Source organism: Skermanella sp., assembly GCF_059503625.1.
This window is the reverse complement of the sequence record NZ_JCACHA010000142.1, coordinates 1-14415: the sequence shown is the minus strand read 5'-3', so window position 1 is coordinate 14415 and position 14415 is coordinate 1. Positions and strand designations below refer to the sequence as shown.

Here is a 14415-nt window from a genome sequence, read left to right as displayed (position 1 = left end):
GTGGTTTTCCCCTCTACGCCGACGCGTCCCAGACCAGCACCTCGATCGGTGTCGGGTTGTAGGCGTTGCAGGGGTTGTTGAGCTGCGGGCAGTTGGAGATCAGGACGATCACGTCCATTTCGGCCCGCATCTCGACATACTCGCCCGGTCCGCTGACGCCGTCGGCGAAGGTCAGGCCGCCGTCGGGGGTGACCGGCACGTTCATGAAGAAGTTGATGTTATGGGTGATGTCGCGCTTGGTCAGGCCGAATTCCTCGTGCTCGGCCACCGCCAGCAGATAGCTGTCGCGGCAGGCGTGCATGCACTTCTTCTCCAGCGCATAGCGGACGGTGTTGCTCTCGGTCGAGCAGGCCCCGCCCAGCGTGTCGTGCCGGCCCACCGTGTCGGCGACGATCTCCAGCATCGGGTTGCCGGCCGTGGACATCAGCTTGGTGCCGACGCTGAGATAGACGTTGCGCTGCTCGCGGATGGTATCGACCGCGCTGTAGCGTTCTGCCGGGTCGGCGGCGCTGTAGAACAGGGTGTCGGCGGCCTGATTGCCTTCCAGATCGACGATCCGGAAGATCTGGCCGGCACGGACCTTGTGAATCCAGTAATCGCCTGCGGGAACGACCTTGCAGTAGCTGGCGGCATCGGGTGAGAGGGTGCTTTTCCTGGTCATCGTTTCGGTCCCGATCCGCTCAGCCGCACAGGTGATAAAGGTGATTGTTGGCGAAGCCACGCCCGTTCTCGGGCCGGCTGTTGAGGCACGGATCGTCCTCCGCCACCGGCTCGCCCCGGTAGAGTTCGACCGCTATGCCCTTGCGCGGGTACTCCGTGGCAGGGTTCATCGGATGCGGGCAGGTGTGGAACAGGACCAGCGTGTCCATTTCGAACCGCAGATCGACATGGGCGCCCGCCTTGGCCTGCGAGCCGTCGAACACCAGTGAGCCGTCCTCTTCCGTGCGGACCCTGCTGAACCAGTTGACGTTGGCCGCCAGATCGCGCCGGCCCATGCCGTACTTGGCCGCTTCCACCAGGAAGCTGTCATGGCCGTTCTGGGTCCAGTCGTTGCGGTATTCCTGATAGCTCCTGCTGCCCCACTTCGAGGATACCTGCGCCTTGGTGGAGTTGCCGCAGACGGTGTCGTGCCAGCCGGCGGTGTCTTCCACGATCGAGCAGAAGATCCGGCCCATGTCCGAATACAGGCAATGACCGGCGGTCAGCTTGAACGTGTGCTGACACTTCAGCGTGTCGGGGGCGTTGTAGCGCTCCAGCAGATTGCTTGGATTGTAGAACAGCATGCCGACATTGGCGCCGCCGTCGCGGTCGATCAGACGCAGGACCGTTCCGCGCTTCAGCGTGAACGACCAATGCTTGCCGCCGTCGAATTGATCTTGATAAAGCAGGTCGGGGCGAACGGTTGCCATGGCCACACCTCAGGCATAGGAGGAGTGCCGGGCAATGGGACGTCCCATCGGAGCAACATCCTCCGTGTTTGAGACCTCCCGGGCTTTTGTCCCGCCGTGTGCCCGTTCGCTGTTCACCGAACGGGTCGCTGCTCTCGGACCAGTAACACCGGACGGGTGTGTAAAACCTGTCCAGCCGGAACCCTAGCTGCTAGGGCAAGGGTTTTTGCAAGTGTGATGCCACGCTAAGGAAACGCTGAAATCCAAGTCTTGAGGACGGACCATGCATGCAATAACTCGGTTTCTGCCTACCCTGGCACCACGTCTGGCGTCATTTTAAGCAGTCGCGTCGTAACGGATTTCAAACCCCTTGATTCTCAACAATTCTCCGTGGCAGTAGCGGCCTAAAGTTTCAGCCGGCCATGGATTGGGCGTATCCTCCGATGATCGAACTCAAACAGGTGAGCCACAGTTTCGGCGATCATCCGGTGCTGCGCGACGTATCGCTGTCCATCGCCGAACGGCGGGTAGCCGTGGTCGGGGCCAACGGCTCCGGCAAGAGCACCTTCGCGCGCTTGCTGAACGGGCTGGTCGTTCCGGACGAGGGGACAGTGACGGTCGATGGCCTGGATACGCGGACGGATGGCAAGGCGGTGCGCCGGAAAGTCGGTTTCGTGTTCCAGGACCCGGACACGCAGATCGTCTATCCCACGGTTGAGGAAGACATCGCGTTCGGGCTCAAGAACCTGAAGCTGGACAAGGCGGAGATCGCGCGCCGGGTGACCGCCGTCCTCGACCGCTATGGCCTGACCGAACACCGGACGCGCTCGGCGCATCTGCTGAGCGGCGGACAGAAGCAGCTTCTGGCGATCTGCTCCGTCCTGGTGATGGAGCCGGTCTATGTCGTCTTCGACGAGCCGACGACGCTGCTCGACCTGCGCAACAAGCGGAAGATCGTGGAAATCGTCGCCGCGCTGCCGCAGACCGCCATCTTCATCTCCCATGACCTGGACCTGCTGGGCGGCTTCGACCGCGTGCTGGTGTTCGACGGCGGCCGCGTCGTCGCCGACGATCGTCCGGGACCCGCCATCGCCCGCTATGTCGAACTGATGAACTGATGCTGGGCCTCTACATCGACCGGGACTCCGTCATTCACGCGCTTGCTCCCGGCGTCAAGATGCTGGTGCTGGCGCTGTCGGCGCTGGCATTGATCGCGGTGGACGACTGGCGGGTACTTGCCGCTGTCCTCGCCGTTGTCTTGAGCCTCTTCGCCGTTGCGCGTCTGCCCGCCCGCGAGGTCGTGGCCCAGCTTCGCCCCGTGCTGTTCCTGGCGCTTTTCTTCTTCGCGGTCCATGCGCTGCTGGTAAGCTGGCAGAGCGGCTTGGTGACGGTGCTGCGCTTCACCATCCTGGTTTCCCTGGCGGTCGTGATCACTCTGACGACCCGCGTGTCGGACATGGTCGATGCGCTGGAAGTCGGACTTCGGCCCCTGCGGTTCGTAGGGGTAAATCCGGCCAAGATCAGCCTGATGATCTCGCTGGCGATCCGCTTCGTACCGCTGCTGGTCGATCTGGTGCGGGAGATCCGCGCGGCTCAGCAGGCGCGTGGGCTGGAGCGCAGCGTCACCGCCGTCGCCGTGCCGCTGATCGTCAAGACCTTGCGCATGGCCAGCGTGCTGACCGACGCCATCGAGGCGCGCGGCTACGATCCGGATTGAGTTTTCCCCGGCAGAAGCCCACACCGATCTCCGCCCAGATAGATTTCCTCGAAGAAACCGGATTGAACTGAAATGCTCAGCACTCGCGATATGGTTCACGTTGCCCTGTTCGCCGCCATCATGGCGGCTCTTGGGCTGATGCCGCCTGTCCCGGTCGGCTTCGTTCCCGTGCCGATTACGGCGCAGTCCATGGGCGTCATGCTCGCTGGCGCCATCCTGGGCGCCAAGCGCGGCGCGCTGGCGATCGTGCTGTTCCTGGCGCTGGTCGCGGTAGGATTGCCTTTGCTGTCGGGCGGACGCGGCGGACTTGGCGTCTTCTTCGGACCAACGGCGGGCTTCCTGGTGTCCTGGCCAATCGGCGCCTTCGTGACCGGCTGGCTGACCGAGCGCTTCTGGAAGCGCCTCGGCTTCGCGCATCTCCTAGCCGCCTGCGCGGTTGGAGGCATCTTTGTCGTCTATGTCATCGGTATCATCGGTCTGAGCCTGATCGCGGGTTTGCCGCTGGAGAAGGCGGCGGCGGGATCGATCACCTTCATCCCCGGCGACCTGATCAAGGTCGTCATCGCCGCCTTCGTCGCCAAGACGGTCAACCGGAGTTACCCGGTCATCCGCGCCTGAAAATCGTCACGCATCGTACACGCTGAAATGCGCGTCGGTCGGCTGGCAGGCGGTGCCGTTGATCGGCAGGATGTCCTGCGGGCAGGCCGAGAATGCGATCACCAGGTCCATTTCGGCCCGCAGGACGACATAACCGCCCTTGACCGGAGCGGGCGGGGCCTCGAACGACAGGCTGTTGTCAGGGGCGACCGGGATGTTCATGAACAGGTTCAGCGGGCTCGGCGTTTCCGGTGGAGTCAGCCCCAGGTCAGCCAGTCCCTGGGCCAGATTGTCGGTGCAGTTGTCGTGATGACCCTCGCAGCCCAGCAGCTCGTAGCGGTACCGGTCGCAGGCGGCGATCAGCGTGTCGTGGACGCCTCCGGAGGTATCCTCCAGCAATGTCAGGATCGGGCGGCGGCGGTTGGTCAGCAGCGCGTCGCCGATCTTGGGAATGATCTTCAGGATATGGGCGCGGGTGTGCTCGTTCGACATGAACTCCGTCATGTCGTCGCGCCGAAAGGCCCAGGTATCGACGACCTGTTCGCCATGGGTGTTTATGATCTTGACCAGTTGCCCCTTGGCGACGAAGGCGGCCTTTCCCCTGCGGGCGGGGATCGTCACGAGCTGTTCGGCGGACATGATGGTCAATCCTTCTTCTGCTTCCGGTCGGAAATGCTTTGCGCCATGACGCAGAGCAACTCGAACATGATCGTCGCCGCCGTCAGCGCCGTGGCGCCGGAGGGGTCGAAGGGTGGCGATACCTCGACAAGGTCGGCGCCGACGATGTCCAGGCCGCCGAGCAGCCGGAGCATCTTCTGAGCCTCCCGCGTCGTGATGCCGCCGATCTCCGGCGTGCCGGTCCCCGGCGCAATCGACGGGTCGAGGACATCGATGTCGAAGGACACGTAGGTCGGCAGGTCGCCGACGATGGCGCGGGCCTCGGCCATGACGTCCTTCGCGCCGCGTTCGTCGAATTCCTCGATGAAGATCAGGCGAATGCCGTGCTCTCTGGCGTAGTCGAAGTTCGCCGCGTCCGAGATGGCGCCGCGCAACCCGATCTGGACGGTCCGCTTCGGATCGAGCAAACCTTCCTCCACCGCGCGCCGGAATGGCGTCGCGTGGTTGTACCGGCTGCCGAAGAAGCTGTCGAAGGTGTCGGAATGGGCGTCGAAGTGGATGAGCCCGACCGGTCCCTTATCAACCAGGCCGCGCAGGATCGGCAGCGAGATCAGATGGTCGCCCCCGACCGTCAGCGGAACCGCCCCGGCCTGCCGAACGCCGCTGTAGTACCCGGTGATGCTCTCCATGCTCGCGGCGAGGTCGAGCGGGTTGATCGGTGCGTCGCCGCAATCGCCCACACGTACCAGATCGTAAGGCGAGATGCCGGTGACGTGATGGACGCGGCGGGTCAGGCTGGATTGGTTGCGGATCTCGCGAGGACCGTGGCGGGTGCCGGGCCGGTTGGTCGTTCCGCCGTCGAACGGGACGCCGATCAGCGCCACGTCCACCTCCTGCGGGGTTGCGACCGGCAGGCGCATGAAGGTCGGCATACCGGCGAAACGCGGCACGACGCCGCTGTCGAGTGGCTCGAAAACCTTGTCGCTCATATCGCTGTTAAACTCCAAACTCTTTCCGGACGGCTTGTGTGATCCACTCAACATGGTCGTTCATCAGAAGCTCGCCCTTTTCGGCGGTCGAACCCTGGGCACGGGCAAGGACGCCGGACGTGGGGCCGAAGCCTTCGGGGACGGGGTAGCGGTCATAAGTCGGGAACTTTGCCGGACCATCGGAAGGTACCTTGCTCATATCGACCAGATCGGGCCGCAGCAGGAGCATCAGCGACGTTTCCAGCAGGCTGGCGTGCTCAAGCTCGGTTCCGGGGAAGCCTTCGGGGAACAGCTTGTCCAGCGTGTCGCGGCCGACGAAGTCCCAGTATTCCAGCCGCATCACCTGCATGTCGGCGATTCCGTCTCGCCGCAGTTCGCGGAGGCCCAGATCGACGCCCTCTACCGCCGGCCAGCAGTTCTCGAAATGGCCGTTGACGACGACCAGCCGCCGAATTCCGTCGGTGCCGAGGCTGCGGATCACGTCGCGCACGACCAGGGAGAAGGTGTTGGCGTCGAGGCTCGTGGTGCCTGGAAACGCCTCGCCGCCGCCCGACCTCGGCTGCGATTTGTAGCCATAGGGGATGGTCGGGGCGACGATGCCGCCGACGTTGCGCGCCACCCGTTCGCAGACCGCGGTGGGCAGCACGACATCCACGCTCATCGCCATGTGGGGGCCGTGCTGCTCGGTAGTACCCAGCGGCAGGAAGACGGTGACGCCCTCTGCCACCTTGGCGGCGAACTCCGGCCAGCTCAGCTCGGCCATGAAGACGCTCTCGACCATGGAAACGGTTCCTTCGAGTGAGTGCCGGATCAGTGCATTGCCGCGCCGCCATCGACGCTGATGCATTGTCCCGTGGTGAAGCTGGCGGCAGGGGAGGCCAGGAAGAGGATGGCGGCGGCCACTTCCTCCGGACGCCCGATCCGGCCCATCGGATTGGCGGATTCGAGAGCCTTCTGAGCCTCCGTCATTCGGTCGAACCCCAGCAGCGGCGTGTCGATCGGACCGGGAGCCACGGCGTTGACGAGGATGTCCGGGGCAAGTTCCCGCGCCCAGGAACGGGTCAGCGAGATCATCGCCCCCTTGGTGGCGCAGTAGCCGGACGCGTTCTGCCGTCCCAGATACGCCAGTTCCGACGCGATGTTGATGATGCGGGAGCCCGGCTTCATCGCCTTCAAGGCTTCCCGCGCCACGATGATCGGACCCCGGACATTGACCGCGTACATCCTGTCGATATCGGCGATGTCGATGCCGCGCAGCGGCGCTTCGATCTCGATCCCGGCGCAGTTGACCAGGATGTCCAGGCCGCCGAGACGATCCACGGCGCCGGCGACCGCGTCGATGACCTGACGTTCGTCGGTCAGGTCGGCGATGACCCAGTCGGCGTCGCCGTCACTCCCCGGCACGCGGTCAAGCCCAACTACCCGCACACCGGCATCGCGAAGTGCCGCACGGGCGGCGCGGCCGATGCCGCTGGCGGCACCGGTCACCAGCGCCCGCTTTCCGTCCAGTCCCATCACCATGGCACTTCTCCCCGATCCGCCCCGAGGCTCTGGCCGGTGATGTTGGCGGCGAGGCCGGAGGCGAGAAAAAGATACGTTCCCGCCATATCGGGCGGCTCCATCAAGCCCGGCAGCGCCTGTCCGGCGATGATGTCGTCGAGCAAGTCCGGCTCCGGACGGTTCGCCCGCTCCGCCATCCTGCCGAGCGACCGCATGGAAGCTTCGGTCCGCACCCAGCCGGGGCACACCGCGTTGACCCGGATGCCCCTGGGGCCAAGCTCCTTCGCCCAGGTCTTGGTCAGGCCGATGACCGCGTGCTTGGACGCGACATAGGCGGAGAACAGCGGCTCCGCGACGCGGCCCCAGACGGAAGCCGTGTTGACGATGGCGCCGCCGGCGCGCATTCCCGGCGCCACGGCGCGGGTCACCAGGAAGGTCCCGAGGATGTTGATCTCGACGATCCGCCGGAACGCCGCTTCGTTCTCGGCGCTCGGGTCGTCAAGCGGAGTCATCAGCTCCAGGCCGGCATTGTTGATCAGCACATCGACGGTACCGATCCGCGCCGCCATGGCCACGACTTCATCGTTGCGGGTGATATCGACGCGGTGCGCCGTGGCGCCCAGTTCTCCAGCGGCGGCATGGATGCCCTCGTTCTCCGCCGCGACGTGGAGATCAGCTCCGGCGGCGGCGAATCCCTGCGCGATCCCGAAGCCGATGCCCCGGCTGGCGCCGGTGATCAGGACGGTGCGCCCCTTGAAGCTCAGAAAGTCGCTCACTCTTCGTCTCCCGCCGCTTCGCGCAGCAATTTCAGAACCCCATTCCGAAGCTGGAAGAACTCCGGGCTGTCGCGCAGTTCGAGCGGACGCTCAGCACCCAAGCGTTCCGTGATGTCGATATCGGCCATGACGCGGGCGGGGCGCTTGGAGAAGACGATGACCCGGTCGGCCAGGAACACCGCTTCCTCGACATCGTGGGTCACGAAGACGATTGTCTTGGCGTCGCGCCGCTGGATCGCCCGAAGCTCCACCTGCAAGCGCTCCCGCCGCTGGGCGTCCAGCGCCCCGAACGGCTCGTCCATCAGCATCACGTCGGAGCCTGCCGCAAGCGTCCGGGCGATGGCCACCCGCTGGCGCATGCCGCCCGAGACCTTGTTGGGGTAGGCGTCGGAGAACTCGTACAAACCTACCAGTTCCAGATAGTTGTCGCGGCGGGCAACCTTCTGCTGTTCCGTCAGGTCCTTGCGGTAGCGCATACCGAACAGGACGTTCTCGGCAACCGTCAGCCACGGGAAGGACGAGTAGGACTGGAACACCATGCCGCGCCGGTGATCCGGTCCGCCGACCGGCAGGCCTTCCAGGCTGATCACCCCGGAGGAGGGCGTCTCCAACCCGCCGATCATCCTCATCAGCGTGGTCTTGCCGCATCCGGACGGCCCCAGGAAGACGACGAATTCGTTTCGCTCGACCGTGATGCTGAACGGCTGCGCCACCACGTCCAGGTCGCCGAACCGCTTGGTGACGCCATGGAAGGCCAGATAGGGCTCGATCATTTCTCCAATCTCACAGGTAGCGGAAGGCGCGGCGGTGGACGGCGCGGAGAAGCTGGTCGGTGACCAGTCCGATCACTCCGATCACGACGACGCCGGCCATCACTTCGGGCGTCTTCATGTACCGGCGGGCGGTCCAGATGACGAAGCCGATGCCGCTGTCGGCCGCGACGATCTCGGCGATGATCAGGTAGGTCCAGCACCAGCCCAGCGTGATTCGCAGGTTGTCGACCAAGCCCGGCAGCATGGCGCGGAACGCCACGTCGCGGAGCGTCTGCCGCGTGTTCGCTCCCAGGGTATGGGCGATCTCGATATACTCGTGCGGCACCCGGCGCATGTCGTCGGCCACCAGCAGGACAAGCTGGAAGAAGGTGCCGAGCCACAGCAGATACAGCTTCGTGCTTTCCCCGACGCCGAACCAGATGATCGACAGCGGCACCAGCGCCGGCACCGGCAGGTAGCGGATGAAGTCGATGATCGGCTCGAGTGCCGCTCCGACCACGCGGTAGCTGCTCATCAGGATGCCGATGGGGATCGCCATGACTGCCGCAAGGATGAAGGCGACCCATACCCGCAGCGTCGAGATGCCGGCATGCTGAAGCAGGTTCTGCTTCTGGACCATCATCAGCATCGAACCGAGCACGGTGCTGGGGGAGGGCAGGAAGGTCGTATTCACCAGCCCGATCCGTGCGACCGCCTCCCAGATCAGCAGCAGCCCGACGCTGGTCCCGACGCCGATCCCGATCTGCGCCCGCCTGGACAGGGTGCCGCGAAACGCCCAGATCGAGGATGGATCGGGCCTGGGAGCCGTCGTGGCAAGTCGGGAATTCGGTGCGGTCACGGGGGCGGTTTCGCTGATATCTGTCATGTGTCCGGCCTACGGAGAGACGGCGGCGATCACCGAAGGATCGATCTGGCTGGAAGCCGACAGCTTCGTCTCCGCGGCGCCGTTCTCCAGGTTGAGCTCCATGACGGTATCGAAGATCCCGTACAGCTTGCCGGGCTTGCCGGGAGTTCCGATCATCTCCTTGGCCTCGGCGAGCGGCGTATAGGCGAGGCTGGTGGCGATGATGTCCTTTACCTCGTCCTCGCTCAGATTGTAGTGGGGCGCCGCCAGCGCGATGAACTCGGCCGGATTGGTCTCGAAGAACTTGATGGCCTTATAGATGCCGGTCAGGAAGTTCTGGTACTTCTTGGGGTTCTTCTTGAGGTCGTCCTGCCGGGCGGTGATCACGTCGATGATGATCTCCGAATCGAGCGACGACAGCAGGACCTTGCCCTTGCGCGCGGGGGAGATCGTGATCGCCTGGGACTGGAACGGCTGATATGTCCCGACCGCCGCGATCGAAGTATCGGCGAAGACCGCTGCGGTGTCGGCGGTCGCGATCTCCACGATCTGCAAGTCGTTCAGGCTCATCCCGGCCTTCTTGAGGGCAAGCTGAAGCAGCAGGCGGGCGGGGATGTTGGGCTCCACCGCGATCTTCTTGCCGCGCAGGTCGGCGACGCCGTCGATCGAACCGTCGGCGATCACGCCGTCGCCGCCGACCGACTTGTCGATCGTGCCGATGATGATGCCGGGCGTGGTCTCGTCGCGCGGGCGGCCCTGGTGCTCGCCGACGGTCCGCATATCCACGTCTATGTCGCCGCGCTGCATCGCCGCCATCACGTTGGCGCGGTCGTCCTCGAACTTCATGTCGACGGTCAGGCCGAGTTCCTTGAAGTAACCCTTGTCGGACGCCACGAACACGGGGGCGAACCCCGGCCATGTCGGCGACAGCACGCGGATGGTGTCTGCGGCCAGGGCCGGTGCGGAAACGGTCCCGAGAAGGAATACAGCGGCTGCGATCTGACTTATGCGGAGCATCGGTGACCCTCTTCACAGGAATTCGATGCCGCGATCATCACCCAGGTTTACATCGAAAATGAATCCCGTTTAATAGACGGATACATCGAAAACCATAAATGTATCGAAGCAGGCCCGATCATGAGACGCCTCGACAATATCGACCTGCGCCTGCTGCGCGTCTTCGTGACCCTGGCCGAAGCCGACGGCTTCGCCGATGCGCAGATCCTGCTCAACCTGTCGCAATCGACGCTGAGCACCCATCTGGCGGCGCTGGAGCGGAAACTGGGTGCGCCGCTGTGCCAGCGCGGGCGGCGGGGCTTCCGCCTGACCGAGTTCGGGGAAGCGACCTACGACGCAGCCAAGCGGCTGTTCGCCGAGATCGACGCCTTCCAGTCGCGGATCGGGCGCGACCGGGGCAAGCTGATGGGGAGGCTGCGGATCGGCATCGTCGACGGCGTCGTGACCTCGCCCGTGCTCGGCATCCACAAGGCCCTGGGTCGCTACTGCGACTACGCGCCGGATGTCTTCATCGACCTGTGGCTCGCCACCCCGGCGGAGCTGGAAACGGCTGTCGCCGACGGCTCACGCGATGTCGTGGTCGGTCCGATGTCGCAGAAGGTACCGGGATTGACTTACCAGCCGATCTACCGGGAGCCGCACGCCCTCTACTGCGGCCGTCCCCATGCGCTCTTCGACGTGCCGGACGAGCGGCTGGACAGAAGCGCCATCGAAGCGGCGTCGTTCGCCGTGCGCGGCTACCAGCACTTCGACGACCTCTACCGCGCCAACCATCCGCGGCCGGCGGGCACCGTCATGCACATGGAGGCGCAGGTCATGATGATCCTATCGGGCCGTTTCATCGGCTTCCTGCCCTGCCACATCGGCGAGGACTGGGTCGGACGCGGACTGATGCGCCCGCTGAAACCGAAGACCTACAATTTCGCGTCGTCGCATTTCGTCGTGACGCGCAGCGCCGACGAACAGCGGGCGCTGGTCCAGTCCTTCGTCCAGGAAATTAGACGTCAGGCCGCCTCGGCGTGAATAAAACCATTAGCCTAGTTATTATTAAACTTTTATGTCTTCTTCCCTTCAAGTTGCAGAAATGCGAGTGGTCATGATATCCGAAGTATCAGATCTGGCGAACCTGCACCAGCACAGCGCTTGTCAAACGGAGGTTCTATGGACATGCGGACCTGCGCAAAGGGCGACTGGCGAATGCTCCGGGAAAATCTTCAGCGCCTTACCGTCGCATTTCAACCGATAGTCAGCACCACCTCCGGCCAGATCTTCGCACACGAGGTCCTGGTGCGGGGACATGAGGCAATGGGATACCGGTCGGTCGGGGAAATGCTGCGTGCCAGTCACGACGCCGGTTTGCTGTCGGAACTCGAAGCTCTCGTGCGGCGCAAGGCTCTCCGGATGCTGCCGCCTTCCGCAGCGGACGGCTCCCGGGTTTTGTCCTTCAACCTGGATCATCGAATAGCCGACGCCTGGAATGTCCTGAGCGGCATCGGAGCCGGAGACCCCGGCAAGGACGGTGTGCGGGTGGTGACGGAGATAACGTCGATGCCCGCCTGTACGGACGCCGCTGCCCGCGTTCGGCTGCTGAAGCGAGGGGGAGCCATGCTGGCGCTCGACCGCTTCGGAGTCACCGCCGATGGACTGGAGATGCTGCACGAGGTCGAGCCGGATTTCATCAAGATCGACCGCTCCTTCATCCAGGGGATCGAGGCGAATGCCCGCAAAAGGGTGGTTCTGGCTCAACTGATCGGCGTGGCCCATACGCTGGGCGTTCAGGTGATTGCCGTCGGTATCGAGAACGCTCAGCAACTGCGGATCTGCCGCGACCTGGGCAGCGATCTGGTCCAGGGCTTCTACGTCCAGGCACCCATCGCGGATGCACGCCGCGCCGGCTTGTCCTTCCCGCATGTCGGCATGTGCGACAGCTTCACGGACCGCAGGAAGAAGGATCAGGAATGGGTGCTGGAGCGTCTGGACACGGCTCCGGCAATTCCATCCGACATGCCGATGCGCGAGGTCTTCGGCAGGTTCGCCAGCAATGCCAGCGCGTCTTTTCTCCCGGTGGTCGACGGCGCCGGCCGGCCGCTCGGCATCCTGTGCGAAAGCAGCCTCAAGAACTACGCGTATTCTCCCTTCGGCAAGGACCTGATCGCCAACAAGCAGATCGGCCGCAAGATCACGGACTTCGTCGTCCGCTGCCCGGTGATCGACCTTGCGACCCCATTCGACCAGATGCTGGCGATCTTCTCGGCTACCGATCACGCCGACGGCATCCTGATCACCACCGACATGGTCTATCGCGGCTTCCTCAGCGCCCATTCGCTGATCCGCGCCGTCCATGAGAAGAACCTGGACCGCGCGCGGGAGGAGAACCCGCTGACCCGGCTGGCGGGCAACGCCGCCATCAACGAGTACATCGCCAGCCGGATCGCGGACGGCGAGGGCGCCTTTCTGGCCTATATCGACTTCGACAACTTCAAGCCGTTCAACGACACCTACGGCTTCCGCCAGGGCGACCGCGCCATCCTGCTGTTCGCCGAATTGTGCCGCAAGGCGGCACGGCCGGAAACATGGTTCCTGGGCCACATCGGCGGCGACGACTTCTTCATCGGCATCCGCGGCGTATCGGCCGGCGAAGGCGCCGCCGAGATAAGCGCGCTGATCGGCCGGTTCACGTCGAATATCGAGAGCTTCTACGACCCGGAAACCCGGTCGCGCGGGTTCATCACGGCGGAGGACCGGGAGGGCAGGTCCAAGACCTTCCCGCTGCTGACGGCCAGCGCCGTCCTGTGCCAGTTGAACCCCGGCGTCGCCTGCCCGACCATCGACGAGATCAGCGGGGCCATCGCCGCGAGCAAGAAGGAGGCGAAGGCCTCCCCCAGCAAGCTCGCTTTCGCGACATTGGCCGAAACGCGGGATGCCGGCGGGTCGATGGAGCGGGTGCCTGCCTGAAGCGGCAGCGCCTGCTTCAGGCGGACATGACCGGCAAACCGGCCAATGCGATCAGTCCTGCTTCGCGTATGGGCAGGAACCGGTGGAAGAAAGACGCTCCATCTCCAGGCTCAGGCCGCTTGTATCGATGGCGTGGCAGGTCGTCAGATAAGCCTCGCACGCGCGCTGAAGCTCATGCATCTGATCGTCCAGTCTTTTCGCCGCTTCCTGAAAGTGGGTGATTTCAGCGTGTTCGGCTTGCAGAGCATCGGAAAGACGATGGGTGCCGGCGATCAGGGGAGCCTTGGCGCCGCCTGAGCAGGACCGCCCAGGATCCTGTGCGAATACGCATCTGATTCCAGCCAGGTCGAACGACCGTGTATTGTCCATCTCAGGCCATATAGGTTCGGGCGGCACTGACGCCGCCGGTTGTGAGAAAGCTTTCGAGAGAATCAAACGAACCCCGATCCCTCGCGGGACCGGGGCCGCGTGAAGCCGGTGCGTTCAGGCCGCGCGCACCGTGCGGATGAAGGCAACGACCTGAGCCTGCAGTTCCCTGGTCTGTTCGGCGAGTGCGCCGGCCGAGTCCAGCACCTGACCGGAGGCGTTGCCGGTATCGTTGGCGACCTGCTGGACATCGGCGATGTTGGCCGACACTTCCTGCGTTCCGCCGGCCGCCTGCTCGATGCTGCGGACGATCTCCGCCGTGGCCGCGCCTTGTTCCTCCACGGCGGCCGAGATGCTGGCCGACACCTCGTTGATGCTCGCGATCGTCTCGCAGATGCCCCCGATGGCCTCGACGGCTTCGGCGGTGGCGTTGCGGATGTCGGCGACCTGACGGGCGATATGGTCGGTAGCCGTCGCGGTCTGGTGCGCCAGGCTCTTCACTTCCTGGGCGACGACGGTGAAGCCCTTGCCGGCGTCGCCGGCGCGCGCCGCCTCGATCGTGGCGTTGAGCGCCAGCAGGTTGGTCCGGGAAGCGATCTCGGTGATCATCGTCAGGACCTGACCGATCTCCTGTGCGGCCGCCGTAAGGCCGGTCACCCTCGACGTGGTCAGTTCGGTTACCCTCACCGCCTGATCGGCGATCCGGGTCGAGTAGGCTACCTGTTCCGCGATCTGACGGATCGACATCGACAACTGCTCCGTGGCGGAAGCCACGGTCTGGACGTTCGCGGAGGTCTGTTCCGCCGCCGCCGCCACGGCGGTCGAACGCTGCGCCGTCCTGTCCGCCGTCGCGGACATTGCCTGCGCCGTCGTCT

17 protein-coding genes and 1 riboswitch are annotated in these 14415 nt (G+C 64.6%); of the genes, 6 read left to right on the top strand and 11 right to left on the bottom strand.

All coding sequences use genetic code 11. The features are described 5' to 3' along the window. Positions 1 to 13: 13 nt before the first annotated feature. The gene (locus tag AC5JJ6_RS03865; protein ID WP_496040780.1) at positions 14 to 661 is read right to left on the bottom strand and encodes an urea amidolyase associated protein UAAP2; all 648 of its coding nucleotides are present in this window, start codon (positions 659 to 661) and stop codon (positions 14 to 16) included. Between the two features lie 19 nt (positions 662 to 680). Continuing rightward, positions 681 to 1409 carry an urea amidolyase associated protein UAAP1 gene (locus AC5JJ6_RS03860; protein WP_496040779.1) on the bottom strand — a complete coding sequence of 243 codons (729 nt, stop codon included), beginning with the start codon at positions 1407 to 1409 and terminating at the stop codon, positions 681 to 683. Positions 1410 to 1482: 73 nt separating this feature from the next. Next, positions 1483 to 1607, bottom strand: a riboswitch (guanidine-I (ykkC/yxkD leader). A gap of 224 nt (positions 1608 to 1831) precedes the next feature. Here AC5JJ6_RS03860 and AC5JJ6_RS03855 point away from each other — a divergent pair. From AC5JJ6_RS03855 to AC5JJ6_RS03845, 3 genes are all read left to right on the top strand, one after another. After that, complete coding sequence (locus AC5JJ6_RS03855; RefSeq protein WP_496040778.1) at positions 1832 to 2506, top strand: energy-coupling factor ABC transporter ATP-binding protein; 675 nt, start codon at positions 1832 to 1834, stop codon at positions 2504 to 2506. Further along, on the top strand, positions 2506 to 3105 hold the full coding sequence (locus AC5JJ6_RS03850; RefSeq protein ID WP_496040777.1) for an energy-coupling factor transporter transmembrane component T family protein: 600 nt from the start codon (positions 2506 to 2508) through the stop codon (positions 3103 to 3105). Before AC5JJ6_RS03855 ends, AC5JJ6_RS03850 begins: the two co-directional genes overlap by 1 nt. Before the next feature lie 72 nt (positions 3106 to 3177). Then, on the top strand, positions 3178 to 3723 hold the full coding sequence (locus AC5JJ6_RS03845) for a biotin transporter BioY (protein ID WP_496040776.1): 546 nt from the start codon (positions 3178 to 3180) through the stop codon (positions 3721 to 3723). A gap of 6 nt (positions 3724 to 3729) precedes the next feature. Here the strand turns inward: AC5JJ6_RS03845 and AC5JJ6_RS03840 are convergent, their stop codons facing one another. Genes AC5JJ6_RS03840 through AC5JJ6_RS03805 form a run of 8 tightly spaced genes read right to left on the bottom strand, consistent with a single transcriptional unit; the run spans position 3730 to position 10219 of the window. Next, positions 3730 to 4341, bottom strand: a complete 612-nt coding sequence (locus AC5JJ6_RS03840; RefSeq protein ID WP_496040775.1) for a DUF1989 domain-containing protein — start codon at positions 4339 to 4341, stop codon at positions 3730 to 3732. 5 nt (positions 4342 to 4346) lie between these two features. Continuing rightward, positions 4347 to 5309 (bottom strand): agmatinase, encoded by a 963-nt coding sequence (gene speB / locus AC5JJ6_RS03835; RefSeq protein WP_496040774.1) that lies wholly within the window; start codon positions 5307 to 5309, stop codon positions 4347 to 4349. Positions 5310 to 5316: 7 nt separating this feature from the next. Continuing rightward, the gene (locus tag AC5JJ6_RS03830) at positions 5317 to 6090 is read right to left on the bottom strand and encodes a creatininase (RefSeq protein ID WP_496040773.1); all 774 of its coding nucleotides are present in this window, start codon (positions 6088 to 6090) and stop codon (positions 5317 to 5319) included. 29 nt (positions 6091 to 6119) lie between these two features. After that, positions 6120 to 6830 carry an SDR family NAD(P)-dependent oxidoreductase gene (locus tag AC5JJ6_RS03825; RefSeq protein WP_496040772.1) on the bottom strand — a complete coding sequence of 237 codons (711 nt, stop codon included), beginning with the start codon at positions 6828 to 6830 and terminating at the stop codon, positions 6120 to 6122. Then, on the bottom strand, positions 6824 to 7585 hold the full coding sequence (locus tag AC5JJ6_RS03820; RefSeq protein WP_496040771.1) for an SDR family NAD(P)-dependent oxidoreductase: 762 nt from the start codon (positions 7583 to 7585) through the stop codon (positions 6824 to 6826). Before AC5JJ6_RS03820 ends, AC5JJ6_RS03825 begins: the two co-directional genes overlap by 7 nt. Next, positions 7582 to 8358 carry an ABC transporter ATP-binding protein gene (locus AC5JJ6_RS03815; protein WP_496040770.1) on the bottom strand — a complete coding sequence of 259 codons (777 nt, stop codon included), beginning with the start codon at positions 8356 to 8358 and terminating at the stop codon, positions 7582 to 7584. Before AC5JJ6_RS03815 ends, AC5JJ6_RS03820 begins: the two co-directional genes overlap by 4 nt. Before the next feature lie 10 nt (positions 8359 to 8368). Further along, positions 8369 to 9223 (bottom strand): ABC transporter permease, encoded by an 855-nt coding sequence (locus tag AC5JJ6_RS03810; RefSeq protein WP_496040769.1) that lies wholly within the window; start codon positions 9221 to 9223, stop codon positions 8369 to 8371. Between the two features lie 9 nt (positions 9224 to 9232). Further along, the gene (locus AC5JJ6_RS03805; RefSeq protein ID WP_496040768.1) at positions 9233 to 10219 is read right to left on the bottom strand and encodes an ABC transporter substrate-binding protein; all 987 of its coding nucleotides are present in this window, start codon (positions 10217 to 10219) and stop codon (positions 9233 to 9235) included. Positions 10220 to 10339: 120 nt separating this feature from the next. Between AC5JJ6_RS03805 and AC5JJ6_RS03800 the strand changes: the two genes are divergently transcribed. The 3 genes from AC5JJ6_RS03800 (at position 10340) to AC5JJ6_RS03790 (ending at position 13471) form a co-directional block, all read left to right on the top strand. Continuing rightward, positions 10340 to 11242, top strand: coding sequence for a LysR family transcriptional regulator (locus tag AC5JJ6_RS03800; RefSeq protein ID WP_496040767.1), 903 nt, complete (start codon positions 10340 to 10342; stop codon positions 11240 to 11242). 144 nt (positions 11243 to 11386) lie between these two features. Beyond that, positions 11387 to 13174, top strand: coding sequence for a GGDEF domain-containing protein (locus AC5JJ6_RS03795; RefSeq protein ID WP_496040766.1), 1788 nt, complete (start codon positions 11387 to 11389; stop codon positions 13172 to 13174). A gap of 45 nt (positions 13175 to 13219) precedes the next feature. Beyond that, positions 13220 to 13471: a hypothetical protein gene (locus AC5JJ6_RS03790; protein WP_496040765.1), complete on the top strand. Its 252-nt coding sequence runs from the start codon at positions 13220 to 13222 to the stop codon at positions 13469 to 13471. A gap of 186 nt (positions 13472 to 13657) precedes the next feature. On the opposite strand, the gene AC5JJ6_RS03785 is transcribed toward AC5JJ6_RS03790, so the two are convergent. Continuing rightward, a partial coding sequence (locus tag AC5JJ6_RS03785) for a methyl-accepting chemotaxis protein (RefSeq protein WP_496040764.1) occupies positions 13658 to 14415 on the bottom strand: 758 nt, incomplete at its 5' end.

Coding starts and splice junctions, on each gene's coding strand:
- AC5JJ6_RS03865 (WP_496040780.1), bottom strand. CDS start 661: ATGACCAGGAAAAGCACCCTCTCACCCGATGCCGCCAGCTACTGCAAG.
- AC5JJ6_RS03860 (WP_496040779.1), bottom strand. CDS start 1,409: ATGGCAACCGTTCGCCCCGACCTGCTTTATCAAGATCAATTCGACGGC.
- AC5JJ6_RS03855 (WP_496040778.1), top strand. CDS start 1,832: ATGATCGAACTCAAACAGGTGAGCCACAGTTTCGGCGATCATCCGGTG.
- AC5JJ6_RS03850 (WP_496040777.1), top strand. CDS start 2,506: ATGCTGGGCCTCTACATCGACCGGGACTCCGTCATTCACGCGCTTGCT.
- AC5JJ6_RS03845 (WP_496040776.1), top strand. CDS start 3,178: ATGCTCAGCACTCGCGATATGGTTCACGTTGCCCTGTTCGCCGCCATC.
- AC5JJ6_RS03840 (WP_496040775.1), bottom strand. CDS start 4,341: ATGTCCGCCGAACAGCTCGTGACGATCCCCGCCCGCAGGGGAAAGGCC.
- speB (WP_496040774.1), bottom strand. CDS start 5,309: ATGAGCGACAAGGTTTTCGAGCCACTCGACAGCGGCGTCGTGCCGCGT.
- AC5JJ6_RS03830 (WP_496040773.1), bottom strand. CDS start 6,090: ATGGTCGAGAGCGTCTTCATGGCCGAGCTGAGCTGGCCGGAGTTCGCC.
- AC5JJ6_RS03825 (WP_496040772.1), bottom strand. CDS start 6,830: ATGGTGATGGGACTGGACGGAAAGCGGGCGCTGGTGACCGGTGCCGCC.
- AC5JJ6_RS03815 (WP_496040770.1), bottom strand. CDS start 8,358: ATGATCGAGCCCTATCTGGCCTTCCATGGCGTCACCAAGCGGTTCGGC.
- AC5JJ6_RS03810 (WP_496040769.1), bottom strand. CDS start 9,223: ATGACAGATATCAGCGAAACCGCCCCCGTGACCGCACCGAATTCCCGA.
- AC5JJ6_RS03805 (WP_496040768.1), bottom strand. CDS start 10,219: ATGCTCCGCATAAGTCAGATCGCAGCCGCTGTATTCCTTCTCGGGACC.
- AC5JJ6_RS03800 (WP_496040767.1), top strand. CDS start 10,340: ATGAGACGCCTCGACAATATCGACCTGCGCCTGCTGCGCGTCTTCGTG.
- AC5JJ6_RS03795 (WP_496040766.1), top strand. CDS start 11,387: ATGCGGACCTGCGCAAAGGGCGACTGGCGAATGCTCCGGGAAAATCTT.
- AC5JJ6_RS03790 (WP_496040765.1), top strand. CDS start 13,220: ATGCGATCAGTCCTGCTTCGCGTATGGGCAGGAACCGGTGGAAGAAAG.